Below are 16,399 nucleotides of genomic sequence, written 5' to 3' on the forward strand. Positions count from 1 at the left end.
TTGTATGGAAAATCAAACATTCACCATTTCTGTTTATTCAGAAAATAACGTAGGACTATTGAACAGGATATCAGGTATATTCTTAAAGCGTCACATTAATATACTGAGTTTAAATGTTTCAGAGTCAGAGATTGAAAGTGTATCTCGTTTTATTATAGTTGTCAATACAACCGAAAAATGGGTGCAAAACATTGTCGGTCAAATAGAGAAACAAATAGAAGTCATCAAAGCTTTTTATCACATTGATGAAGAGACTATCTTTCTAGAAAACGCACTATTTAAAATAGAGTCTAGTTTACTATTCGACGAAAGACAAATTCAAAATATTATTAAAGAGAGCAATTCTGAGATTGTCACTGTTTCTCGTAACTTTTTTGTGATTTCAAAATCAGGACAGCGTTCTGAAATTGAAGAGTTGTATCAAAAATTAAAACCTTTCGGAATCATGCAATTTGTGCGATCAGGAAGAATATCTATTTCCAAAGAAAAAATGGAAATTTCAGCATTATTAGAAGAATTAAAACAAAAATAAAAATAAAAAAATGGCAAATTATTTCAATTCATTACCACTAAGATTACAATTAGAACAATTAGGCGTTTGCGAATTCATGGATCAATCAGAATTTGTGGATGGAATAGACGCATTAAAAGGTAAAAAAGTAGTAATTGTTGGTTGTGGAGCTCAAGGTTTGAACCAAGGATTAAACATGAGAGATTCTGGCTTAGATATATCTTATGCTTTGCGTAAAGAAGCAATTGATCAAAAAAGAGCTTCCTATATGAATGCTGCTGATAACGGATTCAAAGTTGGCACTTATGAAGAACTTATCCCTACAGCAGATTTAGTATGTAATCTAACACCAGATAAACAGCATACTGCAGTGGTAAATGCCATCATGCCATTGATGAAACAAGGTTCAACATTAGCTTATTCACATGGTTTCAATATTGTAGAGGAAGGAATGCAAATTCGTAAAGACATTACTGTAATTATGTGTGCACCTAAATGTCCTGGATCTGAGGTTCGTGAAGAGTATAAAAGAGGTTTTGGAGTACCCACATTAATCGCCGTTCACCCAGAAAATGATCCTAAAAAAGATGGCTTTGCTCAGGCTAAAGCATACGCGGTAGCCACTGGTGGTCACAAAGCTGGAGTTTTAAACTCTTCTTTTGTAGCCGAAGTAAAATCAGATTTAATGGGGGAGCAAACTATTCTTTGCGGTATGTTGCAAACAGGATCTATTTTATGTTTTGATAAGATGGTTGAAAAAGGTATTGAGCCAGCTTATGCTTCAAAATTAATTCAATACGGTTGGGAGACAGTAACAGAGGCATTGAAACATGGTGGAATAACCAATATGATGGACCGCCTTTCTAATCCCTCTAAAGTGGAAGCATACAGATTAGCTGACGAATTAAAAGATATTATGCGTCCGTTGTTTCAAAAACACATGGACGATATCATTTCGGGTGAATTCTCAAAAAATATGATGATTGACTGGGCAAATGATGATGTTAATTTATTGACTTGGAGAGCTGCGACAGCCGAAACAAATTTCGAAAAAACGGCACCACAAGAAGCGCCAATTTCAGAACAGGAATATTTTGATAACGGTGTTTTAATGATTGCTATGGTGAAAGCAGGAGTTGAACTTGCCTTTGAAACCATGACTGAGACTGGTATTATTGAAGAATCAGCCTATTATGAATCTTTGCATGAGCTTCCTTTAATTGCAAATACTGTAGCAAGAAAAAAATTATATGAAATGAACCGAATTATTTCGGACACAGCAGAATATGGTTGTTATTTATTTGACCATGCTTGTAAACCGTTATTAACTGACTTTATGAAAACGGTAGAAACAAACATTATTGGTAAACCTTTTTCAACGTCAAATAGTGTTGATAATGCTGTGTTAATTGCTGTAAATAAAAGCATCCGTCAGCACCCCATTGAAGAAATAGGGGAATGGCTAAGAGCTTCGATGACAGCAATGAAAAAAATAGGATAAATAATTAAAAATAGGAATTGCCACATCAGAGGGTGTGTTGAAAGTTGCACTGTATCATTTGTTTTTCTATATTTTGAGTTAGTAAACAACATATTAAAATTTTAAAAAATGCATATGGTTGCACATTACATTCACTTAGCTTCTGTCAAAGGAAGTTAAGTGAAGTAATTCCTTTAATATAATACATACAATTTGACTCCGCATAAAAATAGGATATAGTATTAGAGGGACCATGTGCCATCAAAGTTATAGTTGTAGGTAAAGCACTAAAAATTCAAAAATTGCGGATATTTGGATTTGTTTTATTTGTTACTACATAAATTGTTAGAATAATTGTTAAGAGAAAAGGTGAAGTAGAAAAACTACTTTGCCTTTTTTTATGGTTAAAAATGGCTATGCTAATCTCTTTTTAAAGATTTTATAATCAAACAGTAATTTTGCTGTTAAATATTTAATTTTTCATGCTAATTTATAATTTAAATAATTTTAAGAATAGGCATAGTTTTAATACATTTATAAAAAATTAAAAAGCATGAGTTACTATAAAGTTGATAATTTAGAACAATATTTTAAACATTATAACAAATCTGTTCGAGAGCCAAGAAAATTTTGGGGCAAAATTGCCGAAGAAAATTTCACATGGTACCAGCAATGGGATAAAGTTGTCGATTTTAATATGGCTGAAGCAGACATCAAATGGTTTACTGAAGCTAAATTAAATATTACAAAAAACTGTATTGACCGTCACTTGAATAAAAGAGGAGAGAAAACAGCTATTATTTTTGAACCCAACAATCCAGAAGAAACCGCTTTACATATTACTTATAATGAATTGCATCAGAGAGTATGTAAAATGGCCAATGTGTTGAAAGAACAAGGGATTACAAAGGGAGACAGAGTTTGCATCTATTTACCTATGATTCCTGAGTTATCAGTAGCAATATTAGCCTGTGCAAGAATAGGAGCAATACACTCTGTTGTATTTGCTGGATTTTCAGCATCAGCTGTTGCTTCAAGAATCAATGATAGTGAATGCAAAATGGTAATTACTTCTGATGGAGGTTACCGTGGTAACAAAACCATTGAGTTAAAAGAAATCATAGACGAGGCCTTAGAGAAATGTGCCTCAGTAGAAAGCGTTTTGGTCGTTAAAAGGACTAATAATGCTGTAGTTATGAAAGAAGGTAGAGATATTTGGTTACAACCATTGCTCGATGAGGCTTCAGACAATTCTGTAGCGGAGATTATGGATTCTGAAGATCCTTTATTTATTTTATATACTTCTGGTTCTACAGGAAAGCCAAAAGGAATGGTGCATACTACCGCAGGTTATATGGTACAAACGGCTTATACTTTTAAAAATGTTTTTAGCTACGAAGAAAATGATGTTTTCTGGTGTACTGCAGACATCGGATGGATTACTGGACACTCGTATATTGTTTACGGACCATTATTAAACGGTGCGACAACAGTAATTTTTGAGGGTGTACCTTCTTATCCAGATTTTAGCCGTTTTTGGCAAATTATCGAAAAACATAAAATCACACAATTTTATACTGCGCCTACAGCCATAAGAGCATTAGCTAAAGAAAATTTAGAGTACGTTAATAAATACGAACTAAAAACATTGAAAGTCATTGGATCTGTTGGAGAACCTATTAACGAGGAAGCTTGGCACTGGTTTAATGACCATGTTGGGGCTAAAAAATGTCCAGTAGTTGATACTTGGTGGCAAACAGAAACAGGAGGTATTATGATTTCTCCAATTGCGTTTGTAACCCCAACAAAACCTACTTATGCGACTCTTCCTCTACCGGGTATTCAACCTGTGTTAATGGATGAAAGACGCAACGAAATTGAAGGAAATCAAGTAGTCGGTAGTTTGTGTATTAAATTTCCTTGGCCAGGTATTGCAAGAACTATCTGGGGTGATCATCAAAGATATAAAGACACTTATTTTTCTGAATTTCCTGGAAAATTCTTCACTGGAGATGGTGCATTAAGAGATGAAGTAGGCTATTATAGAATTACAGGTCGTGTCGATGATGTGGTCATTGTTTCAGGTCATAATTTAGGTACAGCTCCTATTGAAGATGCCATTAATGAGCATCCTGCTGTTGCAGAAAGTGCTATTGTTGGTTTCCCTCATGATGTCAAAGGAAAAGCTTTGTATGGTTATGTGATATTAAAAGAAACAGGAGAAATTAGAAACAAAGAAAATTTGTTCAAGGAAATCAATCAACATATTTCTGATCACGTGGGTCCTATTGCAAAGCTGGATAAAATTCAGTTTGTCTCCGGCTTACCTAAAACACGCTCTGGAAAAATCATGCGTAGGATTTTGAGAAAAATTGCAGAAGGTGATTTTTCTAATTTTGGAGATACAACGACTTTATTAAACCCTGAGATAGTTGACGAAATTAAAAATGAAAGAAAATAACCACTTACTATTAAATAACCAACCAAGAAACTGCTTCCACTTAGAAGCAGTTTTTTTTTGGGTATAAAGTTTTATTTGAAAGAAATTACCTAAATTAGTAACCTATGAGCAAATCAATTTCTATAGTTATTATTGGTGGTGGATTAGCAGGACTCACTGCTGCTATTCACTTAACCAAAATGGGTTTAGAAGTTACGCTAATTGAAAAAAATGAATATCCAAAACACAAAGTGTGCGGAGAATACATTTCGAATGAAGTACTCCCTTATTTAGATTACTTGGGTTTAAATATTGCTGAATTACAACCGAGTTATATTAATAAGTTGCAGTTCTCTATTCAGGACGGAAAGCAGATTGAATGTCCTTTACCGCTGGGTGGCTTTGGCATAAGTCGTTATGCTTTAGATTATTATTTGTACAAAAAAGCAGTAGCAAATGGCTGTACAGTAATACAAGGTCTAGTTGAGGATATAGAATTTAATAACAATAGTTTTAAAATAATAACAAACGCCAGCAATGTTTTACAAGTAGATATCGTTCTTGGAGCTTATGGTAAAAGATCGATAATAGACCAAAAGTTACATCGCACCTTTATTCAAAAGAAATCCCCTTGGTTGGCTGTAAAGGCTCATTACACAGGTGTTTTTCCGAATGATTTAGTTGGTCTTCACAATTTCAAAGGGGGGTATTGTGGGGTGTCTAAAGTAGAAAACAACCGAATCAATATTTGTTATTTAGCAGAATATAAAACGTTTAAGAATTTTAAAAATATTGAAGAATACCAGCAAGCAATTGTCACCAAAAATCCGCGCTTAAAGCAAATATTTGCTCAATGCCAAATACTTTTTGATAAGCCATTGACCATCAGTCAAATTGCTTTTGATAAAAAAGAGGCTGTAGAAAATCACATGCTAATGATTGGTGATACTGCAGGGCTGATACATCCCTTATGTGGCAACGGTATGGCAATGGCCATTCATAGCGCTAAGATTGCGGCTGAACTAGTTGTTGATTATTGTAGTGATACAGAGCAGTCTCTAATGGAATTAGAAGCAAAATACAAACAGCAGTGGGATTTTCATTTTAAAAAAAGATTAAAAATGGGAAGAATTTTAGCTCAAATTTTACAAAAGCAAAAACTAGCTGCTGTGCTGCTGCATATCGTTATTATAATGCCTTTTATTCTACCTAAAATAATTAAAAGTACACATGGCCAACCTATTACAATCGATTAATAATGCTAATAAACACTAAATACAGAACTGATGAGGAGGAGATTATGGATGACTTTGCCATGGAAGGTCCTATTTTGAAAGATGCATTGGATAAAATTGCCAATATCAATCAGCTTCTTGGAGGAAACAAACTAACTTTACTAGGAGTAAAGCAGTTGTTAAAAAAGGTTGATCCTACTAGTGAGATAACTATAGTAGATGTGGGTTGTGGCAATGGCGACATGCTGCGCACTTTAGCAGAATTTGGCTTAAAACAACACTTAAAATTCAAGCTAATAGGAATAGATGCTAATAATTTCACGGTGAATCATGCCCGCCAATTGTCTTGTGAATATAATAATATATCTTATCGTTGCGAGGATATCTTTGATAAATCTTTTAGAGAGTTAAAATATGATATTGTTTTGTGTACCTTAACATTACATCATTTTAAGGATGTAGCAATTAAGCAAATCATGACTGTTTTTTACCAAAATGCCAAATTGGGAATAGTGATTAACGATTTACAAAGGAGCGCTGTCGCATATCGATTATTTCAAGGATTGTGTTTTGTTTTTCGGCTAAATAACATGTCAAGGGAAGATGGTTTAATTTCGATCTTGAGAGGATTTAAAAAGAAAGATTTAATTCAATTTTCAAAAGAATTAGAATTTAACAATTATACTGTCCTATGGAAATGGGCTTTTAGATACCAATGGATAATTTCAAAAAGATGAGCGTAAAAATAAATTCAGTTAGCAAGCAACTGCCTAAATATTCGAGGACAACAGATGAAATTTTACCGTTTTTAGATCAGTGGCTCATCAATCAAGATGATCGATTTATTCGAAAAGTAAAAAAAATATTTGAAGGAGCTGCGGTTGACAAGCGCTACTCTATAATGGATCCAATCGAAGTGTTTACAAAAACCTCTTTTGAGGAAAGGAATGACATTTACATTAGGGAAGTAATAGACCTTGGTGTAAAAGTACTGGAGAAGGCACTTTTAAAATCAAATTGGAAACCAGAAGATTTAGATTATATCATAACCGTAAGTTGCACTGGCATCATGATTCCATCACTTGATGCCTACTTGATTAATAAATTGAAATTAAGACAAGATATTGTGCGCCTCCCCGTAACAGAAATGGGTTGTGCAGCTGGAGTATCGGGCATTATATACGCTAAGAATTTTCTTAAAGCGAACCCAGGAAAACGTGCCGCTGTCATTGCAGTGGAGAGTCCGACTGCCACATTCCAGCTAGATGATTTTTCGATGGCAAATATTGTAAGTGCAGCTATTTTTGGTGATGGTGCAGCTTGTGTTATGCTTTCCTCTCATGAAGACGATGAAGGGCCTGAAATATTGGATGAAGAAATGTACCATTTTTATGATAACGAACATATGATGGGATTTAAACTGACTAATTCAGGACTTCAAATGGTTTTGGATATAGAAGTTCCTGATACCATTGCTTCTCATTTTCCAGCTATTATTTATCCATTCTTAGCAAAGAATAATTTGAAGATTGAAGCGATTGATCATTTGATTTTTCATCCAGGAGGAAAGAAAATAGTACAAACTGTTGAAGACTTGTTCTCAGATTTAGGTAAAAATATCAATGATACTAAAGAAGTACTCCGTTTATATGGTAATATGTCTAGCGCTACCGTGCTTTACGTTTTAGAAAGAATAATGGATGATCAACCTGAGAAAGGTGATATTGGACTTATGCTGAGCTTTGGTCCTGGTTTTTCTGCACAGCGCGTCTTGTTGCAATTTTAATAAAAGTAAAAATGAAGCACTCTGATATTATAGCATTACTACCCTACACAAAACCCTTTTTATTTGTTGACGCCATAAGTGCAATTGATGAAAACGGAGTAACAGGAAGCTATACATTTGATGAAAATTTGGACTTTTATAAAGGCCATTTTAAAGATAACCCAGTGACTCCAGGAGTTATTTTAACCGAGGTGATGGCCCAGGTAGGACTGGTGACTTTAGGCATCTATCTATTAAATGATAACAATAGTATAAAGTATGCAATTGCTTTAACATCAACAGATATCGAATTTATAAAATCTGTTTATCCAAATGAGAAAGTGGTAGTTACTTCTGAGAAAATGTATTTTAGGTTTGGTAAATTAAAATGTAAAGTGTCCATGCAAAATGAAGATGGCGACGTAGTATGTCGTGGTGAAATTGCGGGGATGATGTTTCAAAAATAATAAAAATGAAAACAAGAGTTGTAATCACTGGTTTAGGTGTTGTTGCTCCAAATGGAGTAGGGCTGGAGGCATTTACACATGCTATTAAAAATGGAATTTCTGGGATTAAAAAAGATGCCGACCTTGAACGACTGCAGTTTTCTTGTCAAATTTCGGCTAAGCCTGAAATTAGCATGGACCACTCACTGAAATATTTTACTGAATTAGAACTTCGAAATTTTAATTCCACCGGAATACTATATGGTGTGATTGCTGGATTAGATGCATGGAAAGATGCTGGATTATCGATTTGTACTGATGATGAACCAGATTGGGATAGTGGTACTATTTTTGGAACAGGAACCTCTGGAATCGATAAATTTCGCGAAAGCATATATAAAATCGATGATTTACAAACCCGTCGATTAGGTAGCACAGCCGTGGCACAAACCATGAATAGCGGTGTGAGCGCTTATTTGGGTGGGAAATTAGGACTAGGAAATCAGGTCACTACTAATTCCTCTGCTTGCACAACTGGAGTAGAGAGCATCTTAATGGGTTACGAACGTATAAAATCGGGTCAGGCAAAACGCATTCTGGTAGGCAGCACCAGTGATTCTGGACCCTATATTTGGGGAGGATTCGATGCGATGCGGGTATGCACTTTTAAGCATAATGACGATCCTGAACAAGGTTCCAGACCGATGAGTGCAACCGCCTCAGGGTTTGTCCCCGGTAGTGGAGCTGGAGCGCTTGTACTAGAAGATCTAGAATCTGCCTTAGCAAGAGGAACCCGCATTTATGGTGAGATTATTGGTGGAAATATTAATTCAGGTGGGCAACGCGGTTTGGGAAGTATGACGGCGCCTAATCCTATAGCGGTGCAAAGATGTATTAAGGATGCTTTTGCCAATGCAAATATTGATGCATCAGCCATCGATGCGATCAACGGACATTTAACAGCTACTTCAAAAGACGCTCTCGAAATAGAAAATTGGTGCGAAGCTTTACAAAGAAGCGGAGCTGATTTTCCTTATATTAATTCACTAAAATCGTTGGTAGGTCACTGTTTATCGGCTTCGGGTAGTATTGAAAGCGTAGCAACAGTACTGCAATTGTACAATGGATTTATTTTTAAAAACACCAATTGTGAAGATTTGAATCCAGATATTACTGCTTTAATTGACCCCACTCGAATACCACAAGAACTAATTGACAAAGATTTGAATATCATCGCTAAAGCAAGTTTTGGTTTTGGAGATGTAAATAGCTGTGTTATATTTAAAAAATTTATCGTTTAATAACGTGATTATGAATAAAGAAGAAACAATTGAAAAATTAAAAAGTATCATTGAGCCATTTGTAAATAATCAGGAGGCATTTGAGCAATTAACAGAAGATACTGACTTTATAGCAGATTTGAATATCAATTCGGCTAATTTAGTAGACGTCATATTAGATGTAGAGGATGCTTTTGGAATTCATATCGACAATGAGTCTATGGAAAAAATGATTGATGTAAAATCTACATTGGCTATTATCGAAGATAAATTAGCCGATCAATGATTGGTAATGACATCATTGATTTGGCTGTAGCCAATATAGAAAGCAATTGGGAACGGCCCGGTTTTTTACAAAAAATATTTACAGAAAGGGAGATAACTTTAATTTTATCCAGTAAAAATCCAGAAATTCTCGTTTGGAATTTGTGGAGTAGGAAAGAAGCAGCTTACAAAATATACAATAGAATCACAGGAATTCGGGCGTATATTCCCCATCTTTTAGAGTGTTTTTATGAAAATGAAGATTCAGGAACAGTAAAATGTCTCGGGAATCAATTTTTTACTAAAACGATGATTATAGGAGACCAAATTCACACGGTTGCAGTGTCCAATAAAGAAGATTTAAGTCAAATAGAATTCTTGGAACGACCAGTTTCAATTCAGAAAACAAATGGAATTCCGTTTTATAAAGATCCTATTTCGCAAAAACAAATTCCAATATCAATCAGTAACCATGGTCGCTATAATGCTTGTGTAAGAATACGGCAGATTATTTAAGTCCCAATCGAGATTTTAGTTTTAGAAATAGTAAAGCAATTCTGTAAGCATCTTCTGCCGAAGAATTGCGGTCACTTTTAGGAATCTTAAAAGCATCCGATAATTCGTCTAGTGAAAATTCTTTATCGTTGATATCCTGGAGTTTTCGGTACATAATATCAATATCCAAAGCTTCATTTTTCAGACGTCCGCAGTCTAACCTTTCTAGCGCAGCATTAATCATTTCGACATCAAAATCAATATGATGCCCCACTAACACCGCGTTTCCAAGATATTCTACCAAAGCTTTTATGGCATCTGGTTCTCCTAATTTGTCCATTTTACTTTCGATAATAAACTCATTAGAAAGTTTATTGTCATGAAAGTACTTGTACTGCAATAAAACATTTTCAAAACTGTCACCTATAAGAATGCTATCGTTTACTACGCCAAAAGCAGCGATAGTCAAAATAACATCTTTTTCTGGATTCAACCCAGTAGTTTCAGTAGACAAAATCACATAGCGGTTTGATTTCTTACTAAATTTTGATAGGTAGGCTTTCCAGAACTCGGGAAATTCTTTATTAATATTTTTAATCCAGTCCAGCATGATTATGAAAATTGTGTCAGTTGAAATTTACTTTTAATTAATTCCTCCAAATCTCTCATTGGAGCCAAAGCATTTTTAAGCTTTTCCTTGTCAATTTTTGATAGTTCCTGCAAATTAATATATTGACCTGAATTATCATTTTTTAAACCTTCTAAAGTACGTATTTTAGACAAAACTAAAAAGGCCTCAGCGCATTCTAAATAGGTTTCAGAATGTTTAGGATCAGTAATTGCTAGTTGTTTGAATCGTACATAAGTATTATTAATCCCTTTAATATTAAAGCTCATTGTGAACAATCGTGCCCCGTCAATAAGTGGCATTAACGCTCGCGTTTTGATATCAAATTTATCTTTATTAGGACCTTCTTCCTCCACATGAAAATTTTTGAAAAAGGTCAATGGCGAGTTTTTACGCAACGCATCATTTCCTAAGAAATCATAAAATAACGTATTGTTTTCAGCATTGGTAAAAACGATGTTATTTATGGCATCTTCTATTTTTTGCTCTCCATAAACCAGTTCATAGTCAAAGAAAATACTACTAAGATCATTACTATTTTCACCAGGAGTATTCATCCAGCTATTGTATTGTTTAGTCCAATCAGACAGTGATTTGCACCACAACATGTTGCTAGCCATATGTCCGTTTGGACAAAATTCATAACCTACTTTTTCAAGAGTAGTAGTGGTTTTTTTGGCTAAAGCCAAAAAATAATCTTTGACAGCTCTGTACTTTTCAGGGATAACATCTTCAAAAATAAGAATACTATCCTGATCTGTAGGCAATAATTGTTCTTTTCTTCCTTGACTTCCAATGCTTAACCACGCAAAACGGGCAGGAGGGGAGCCTATTTCTAAAATGGATTGCTCGATGGCACGTTTCAAAATAGCAAAGTTAATTTCACTGGCAATGTTTGTAATATGTGTAAGCGGTATGTTTTTTTGTATGGAAGTCTGAATCAAATCAGCTAAGCGCAATCTAATTTGTTTAAGTTCTTTAGCGGTTTGTGAACGCTTAATTTCTTTAATTAAAACACCAGGATTATTGGCTTGAGCCACAACCAAGTCATGTTCAGAAACCACCCCTTTGACGATTGATTTATTAGAACCATCCTGAGTGACACACAGGTGAGATACATTGTTTTTTAAAATCAATAATTGTGCTTCAGCTAATGAGACGTTTTCTAAAACAGTAATAACGGGAGAGGTCATAATCTTATCGATAGGAACTGTAATGGCAAATCGTCCAGTCGCAATTTTAGATGACATATCCATATCTGTAACAATTCCTACTGGGATGTCATTCTCACAAACTAACGCATTATTTGTTCTGTTTTCAGCCATTAATTGCGCTACTTCCTGAACAATTGCTGTTCTGGATACAGTTAGAGGATGATTATTATAAGATAAGGTTTGAAAATATTGCATTTCCGACTGTTGACCAGTATAAAAAACAGTATCCGAAATAAGATTACTGTGGAGGCTCTCTTTATCTTTAGAATTACGGGCATTTATAGCAAAATTCTCTAATAAAAAGTTCAAAACATCGGTATTATTAGCTACGAAAGGCCTAAAAATGGCTATTGGAATAGCATAAACAACGCTTTCTTCACGTGCTTTTGCAGTCATCATATAGCTGTTTTTAGCAAAAAATGGGCGTAAACCAAATATTGCCCCTTCATGGCATTTGTTCAAAATAGTGTCTTCGGCATCTGAAATTACAGATAGATTTACTAATCCTGAAGCCACAACATAAAAACAATCATGTAGCGGTTCGTTGATTTGAAATAAGGTTTTGTTTATTTCTAAATTAATGACACGAATATTAGTAGCAATATCAGTTAATTCCTGAAAAGTCAAGTGATTAAAAGGAGCAAATTCTTTAAGAAAATCAGCAATATGATTTGCAATTGTATTCATGGTGTTAAAATTTTAAGTAGCAAAATTAATAAATTAAAGAGTTAAAAAATAGTAGTTATTGTAGTTAAACGTTTGTTTTATTAAAAATGTATTTTAAGCACAAACATAAAAGCGTTTTGGTGATTAATTATTTATTAATCGGTTGATGAAATAGAATTTAGATTGCAGAATATTTAAATTATAGCTACAAATAATTTTATGATGCTGCATATTATCAGTTACAAAATAGTAAGTAGTGGTGTTTATTATATATTCTATTTTACATAATATAAATTATAGTTCATTTGTATACTATAGAAGTTGGGTATATAATTGGATAAATATGTCTATGAGGTTTAATATTAACTACTATGGGTTATCTATAAAGTCATAAATAACATTATTTGATAATCATGCTATAAAACAAATACTTAAATACCATATACTAAATATTAAATACATTTAAGATGAAAATATCGATACCTGACATAATTACCGATTTCTTACTGAAACTCAGTTAAGCCCTTAAGTGACAAACGATCGCAAGAGATTCTATGCATTTCTTTTGAAAAAGGTGTTTTTGGCTCAGTTTTGGTAATAAACCTGGTAATTAAGTTTAAACTAAGATCTTTTTATCAAAAAAGAAGATCTTTAAAATTAAAAAATATGACTCAAGTTAAAGAGAACAACACGGTTAAAGTACATTACACAGGAAAATTGGCAGACGGACAAGTATTTGATACTTCTGAAGGAAAAGAGCCATTAGCGTTTACCTTAGGACAAGGAAGCTTAATTCCTGGTTTTGAAAAAGGCCTTATTGATATGAAATTAAATGAGAAAAAAACAATAAACATTGCAAAAGATGATGCTTACGGTGATCCTCGTGAAGATTTGATTATCGAAGTGCCAAAAAGCGAATTGCCACAAGAAATGACTCCTGAAGTTGGTATGGGATTAGTTTCTAGAACTCCAGAAGGTCAAGAAATGAATCTTATGGTTGTTGAAGTTAGAGAAGAAACTGTTGTTTTAGACGGAAATCACCCACTAGCTGGTAGAGATCTTATTTTTGATCTAGAAGTTGTTGAGATTACCGAGTAATCACGCATTATACTATTTAAAAAGCCTGGCGGAATAAATCTGTCAGGCTTTTTTTTGTTTTATTTTTTTCGAAAATTAATATGAATTAAAAAGCACGCTTTATAAGTTCCCAAATATCTATTTTTTAACTGATTTCTCTTTTAATAGTAAGTAAAAAAAAGTAACTATAGCTCCATCCCACTTGCCTACCTCCTATTGATAGCACGTATTAATCTTCTGTTACGCTTGTCTGCTCTTGAGTTTTGTAAAGAGAGTACTGCCCAAATAGAAGCGGGAAGCCAACCAATAATTGTTATTTGTAATAACAGACATAAAATTGCTGTCAAAATTTTGCCTCTTAAAAAAAAGGACAGTGTAGGGAAAATAATAGCAATTAATATCATGTTATTTTTATTTCTTTAAATAGTAGCGTTCTAAAGTTAATTATTTAATCAAATATTCTTCCCATTTGTTACAATTAAATTAAAATAAAGAGTACAAAATTTAATAGCAAACTCTTTTTTAATAGCTAAAATAACCAAGATACATCGTTTGCGAAAGCGCAAATGTCGACCAGTAGCCTACTATTTATACTATTTAACTTACTAAAAAAACGATATAGTTACTATTAATTAGTTTTTTTCTCAGAGAATTGTCTTTTTGAATTATTTGCATATTAAAGTATAATTTCCATCAATATTTTTAATATAATTCAATAAAGCGTTAAATTAACGTAATATAAATGTGTAAAAATATATAAGTTTTAATGATAATAATTTAAAATTGTGTTGAAATAAATAAAATAATCGCTTTTTTATTCTATAAATAAATTATTTATGGTTAAAAATAATATACATTTGTTTTTATAAAACGTAAGTAATACGTTTTATAAAAACAACCCCAATTACTGTAAACCATGAAATTATTACTATTTAAATCAAATGTTACTGTTTCTATACTGCATCAGTGCAAACCAACCTCGAGGTTTTTTTTTACAATACTTACTGTGAGTTTATTATTATCTCAAGCCGCAGGTTATGCGCAAGATGGCATTAATCATGAAGTTAAAAATATAGTTACTCCATATGATGATTACAAGCCATTTAATATACACTTGCATTTAAAAAACATGCATACATGGCACGGTTTTGTAGTAACTCCCAGTCCCATGGTTGCTACGTCTTTAGAGTACAATTCGAAAAATAAAAAATTTATTTTTGGTTTATGGGGAGGTGCAGGATTTTCTGGAGATCCAATAAGGACTAATGATGGAGATCGTGTAAATGCTAATTACAAAGAATTATCGATTTATACGTTATATCACATTACTGATAAATTCTTTATTGAAGCAGTTTCACATAATAATTATACTGGTGTTGAAGAAAGAGGCGATGTGTTACATTACTGGAGTTATAAGAAAACACAAGGATATAATTTTGTAGATTTAAACTTTGGTTATCAAGTAACTAATAAAACTTCGTTGTATTTAGCAACAATTTTAGCAGGTAGGTCTGGTGATTATGAAGTGCAAACTGATGGATCGTTAAAAGATTCATACACTCACTATCTTGAAGTAAAACATAAAGTTTGGGAAAAGGAGAATAACAGTTTAACCTTATTCACAGGGGGAGCTTTCTCTTTCCTTACGGATAAAACATTTTATACAGATCAAAAAGCAAACATCATAAATGTAGGTGCTATCTATGCACGAACCGTAAAAGCTGGTGATTTTTCTTTTCCCATAGAAATGACTGCGATGTGGAATCCAGAAAAACAAAAAGCCATCTTACAAGTTGATGTAGCTCTTTTTTAATCCTTTTATTCGATATAATTCTTAAAAATTAAAATATGAAAACAATTTTCAAAAAAACACTTAAACCCTTTTTGATGTTAGCAGTTATGTTAAGCATAACTAGTTGTATTGATAAAGGTGAAAATAAAAAATCAAATGTTCAATCTAGTACTGCGGCAGTTACTAAGATTGAAAGTGCAAAGGATTTAAAGGGAATGAAAATTGGTTATTGTACACCTTCCCTAGACGCTCCTTATTACCAAGCTTTATTAATGAGTATTAAAGAAAATACTGAAATTAATGGGATGGAATTTTTATCGGCTGATGGTCAAGGTGATATCAACAAACAAATTGCAGCAGTTGAAGATTTAATTACTAAAGGAGTTGATGCTTTGTTATTAAACCCGAAAGATCCCATGGCACTTGTAGCGGTTACGAAGATAGCAAAAGCCGCAGGTATTCCTGTATTTATTATTGATAGTTCGATTGACCCATCTGCTGATTTTGTGACTACAATCCAATCAAACAATTTAGCTAATGGTGAACTAGCTGGTGCATGGGTTGCTAAGAAATTTGGTACTAAAAAAATGAAGATTGCCTTACTTAGTGGTAATGCAGGAAACCCCGTAGGGCTAACTCGCAAACAAGGGCTTTTACAAGGTATTACTGAAGAACAATTGCGAACTTTAGGATATATCAATCTCAATGTAGCTACACAAATGTACACGGAGTGGACGTATGCTGGTGGATTGAAAGCTATGGAAGATGTATTAGTAGCGCATCCAGATATCAACGTAGTAATTACAGAATCTGATGTTTGTGTTTTAGGTGCCATTAAAGCGATTGCTCAAGCTGGTAAAACAGACGATATCTTGATTGTTGCTGCTGCAGATGGTCAAAAAGAGGCAATAAAATACATTATGGATACGGATTTCTACGGTTGTACAGCAATGAATAGCCCAGTTCAAATAGGGCGAAATGCTGTTGAATGTGCGATACAGTATATCAATGGGAAAAGAGATTTTCCTATAAAATCCTACACAGCACCTTTATTAATTACTAAAGAAAATGCTGCTCAATATTACAATCCAAAAGCATTGTTCTAA

Annotated in this window: 16 protein-coding genes; 13 read left to right on the forward strand and 3 right to left on the reverse strand. The window is 33.5% G+C overall.

Going from position 1 to position 16,399, the window contains the following annotated elements; genetic code table 11:
- Nucleotides 1-4 precede the first annotated feature (4 nt).
- The 10 genes from ilvN (at nucleotide 5) to ACEN2K_RS09670 (ending at nucleotide 9,937) form a co-directional block, all read left to right on the forward strand.
- Nucleotides 5-532: an acetolactate synthase small subunit gene (ilvN, locus tag ACEN2K_RS09625; protein ID WP_441759117.1), complete on the forward strand. Its 528-nt coding sequence runs from the start codon at nucleotides 5-7 to the stop codon at nucleotides 530-532.
- Nucleotides 533-542: 10 nt separating this feature from the next.
- Complete coding sequence (gene ilvC / locus ACEN2K_RS09630; protein WP_441759118.1) at nucleotides 543-2,012, forward strand: ketol-acid reductoisomerase; 1,470 nt, start codon at nucleotides 543-545, stop codon at nucleotides 2,010-2,012.
- A gap of 532 nt (nucleotides 2,013-2,544) precedes the next feature.
- Entirely contained in the window at nucleotides 2,545-4,452 is a 1,908-nt protein-coding gene (gene acs / locus ACEN2K_RS09635) for an acetate--CoA ligase (RefSeq protein ID WP_441759119.1), read from the forward strand.
- Nucleotides 4,453-4,556: 104 nt separating this feature from the next.
- Nucleotides 4,557-5,687 (forward strand): NAD(P)/FAD-dependent oxidoreductase, encoded by a 1,131-nt coding sequence (locus ACEN2K_RS09640; RefSeq protein WP_441759120.1) that lies wholly within the window; start codon nucleotides 4,557-4,559, stop codon nucleotides 5,685-5,687.
- 2 nt (nucleotides 5,688-5,689) lie between these two features.
- Nucleotides 5,690-6,403: a methyltransferase domain-containing protein gene (locus tag ACEN2K_RS09645; RefSeq protein ID WP_441759121.1), complete on the forward strand. Its 714-nt coding sequence runs from the start codon at nucleotides 5,690-5,692 to the stop codon at nucleotides 6,401-6,403.
- Nucleotides 6,400-7,452 (forward strand): type III polyketide synthase, encoded by a 1,053-nt coding sequence (locus ACEN2K_RS09650; RefSeq protein ID WP_441759122.1) that lies wholly within the window; start codon nucleotides 6,400-6,402, stop codon nucleotides 7,450-7,452. Before ACEN2K_RS09645 ends, ACEN2K_RS09650 begins: the two co-directional genes overlap by 4 nt.
- 11 nt (nucleotides 7,453-7,463) lie before the next feature.
- Complete coding sequence (locus tag ACEN2K_RS09655) at nucleotides 7,464-7,898, forward strand: 3-hydroxyacyl-ACP dehydratase FabZ family protein (RefSeq protein WP_441759123.1); 435 nt, start codon at nucleotides 7,464-7,466, stop codon at nucleotides 7,896-7,898.
- A gap of 5 nt (nucleotides 7,899-7,903) precedes the next feature.
- Nucleotides 7,904-9,178, forward strand: coding sequence for a beta-ketoacyl-[acyl-carrier-protein] synthase family protein (locus ACEN2K_RS09660; RefSeq protein WP_441759124.1), 1,275 nt, complete (start codon nucleotides 7,904-7,906; stop codon nucleotides 9,176-9,178).
- Nucleotides 9,179-9,188: 10 nt separating this feature from the next.
- The gene (locus ACEN2K_RS09665) at nucleotides 9,189-9,443 is read left to right on the forward strand and encodes an acyl carrier protein (protein ID WP_441759125.1); all 255 of its coding nucleotides are present in this window, start codon (nucleotides 9,189-9,191) and stop codon (nucleotides 9,441-9,443) included.
- Nucleotides 9,440-9,937: a 4'-phosphopantetheinyl transferase family protein gene (locus tag ACEN2K_RS09670; RefSeq protein ID WP_441759126.1), complete on the forward strand. Its 498-nt coding sequence runs from the start codon at nucleotides 9,440-9,442 to the stop codon at nucleotides 9,935-9,937. The genes ACEN2K_RS09665 and ACEN2K_RS09670 overlap by 4 nt, the downstream gene beginning before the upstream one ends.
- Here ACEN2K_RS09670 and ACEN2K_RS09675 read toward each other — a convergent pair.
- Together ACEN2K_RS09675 and ACEN2K_RS09680 are read right to left on the reverse strand one after the other, a co-directional pair.
- Nucleotides 9,930-10,526, reverse strand: coding sequence for a 3'-5' exonuclease (locus tag ACEN2K_RS09675; RefSeq protein ID WP_441759127.1), 597 nt, complete (start codon nucleotides 10,524-10,526; stop codon nucleotides 9,930-9,932). The two genes, ACEN2K_RS09670 and ACEN2K_RS09675, sit on opposite strands and share 8 nt — an antisense overlap.
- A 2-nt stretch (nucleotides 10,527-10,528) precedes the next feature.
- Nucleotides 10,529-12,445, reverse strand: coding sequence for a DUF294 nucleotidyltransferase-like domain-containing protein (locus ACEN2K_RS09680; protein WP_441759128.1), 1,917 nt, complete (start codon nucleotides 12,443-12,445; stop codon nucleotides 10,529-10,531).
- Nucleotides 12,446-13,090: 645 nt separating this feature from the next.
- On the opposite strand from ACEN2K_RS09680, the gene ACEN2K_RS09685 reads away from it, so the two are divergent.
- Nucleotides 13,091-13,522, forward strand: coding sequence for an FKBP-type peptidyl-prolyl cis-trans isomerase (locus ACEN2K_RS09685; protein WP_441759129.1), 432 nt, complete (start codon nucleotides 13,091-13,093; stop codon nucleotides 13,520-13,522).
- A 185-nt stretch (nucleotides 13,523-13,707) separates the two neighbouring features.
- On the opposite strand, the gene ACEN2K_RS09690 is transcribed toward ACEN2K_RS09685, so the two are convergent.
- The gene (locus tag ACEN2K_RS09690) at nucleotides 13,708-13,905 is read right to left on the reverse strand and encodes a YqaE/Pmp3 family membrane protein (RefSeq protein WP_441759130.1); all 198 of its coding nucleotides are present in this window, start codon (nucleotides 13,903-13,905) and stop codon (nucleotides 13,708-13,710) included.
- 602 nt (nucleotides 13,906-14,507) lie between these two features.
- On the opposite strand from ACEN2K_RS09690, the gene ACEN2K_RS09695 reads away from it, so the two are divergent.
- On the forward strand, nucleotides 14,508-15,314 hold the full coding sequence (locus ACEN2K_RS09695) for a hypothetical protein (RefSeq protein ID WP_441759131.1): 807 nt from the start codon (nucleotides 14,508-14,510) through the stop codon (nucleotides 15,312-15,314).
- 35 nt (nucleotides 15,315-15,349) lie between these two features.
- Nucleotides 15,350-16,399: a substrate-binding domain-containing protein gene (locus ACEN2K_RS09700; protein WP_441759132.1), complete on the forward strand. Its 1,050-nt coding sequence runs from the start codon at nucleotides 15,350-15,352 to the stop codon at nucleotides 16,397-16,399.

Source organism: Flavobacterium sp. W21_SRS_FM3, from assembly GCF_052113625.1.
Classification (GTDB): Bacteria; Bacteroidota; Bacteroidia; order Flavobacteriales; family Flavobacteriaceae; genus Flavobacterium.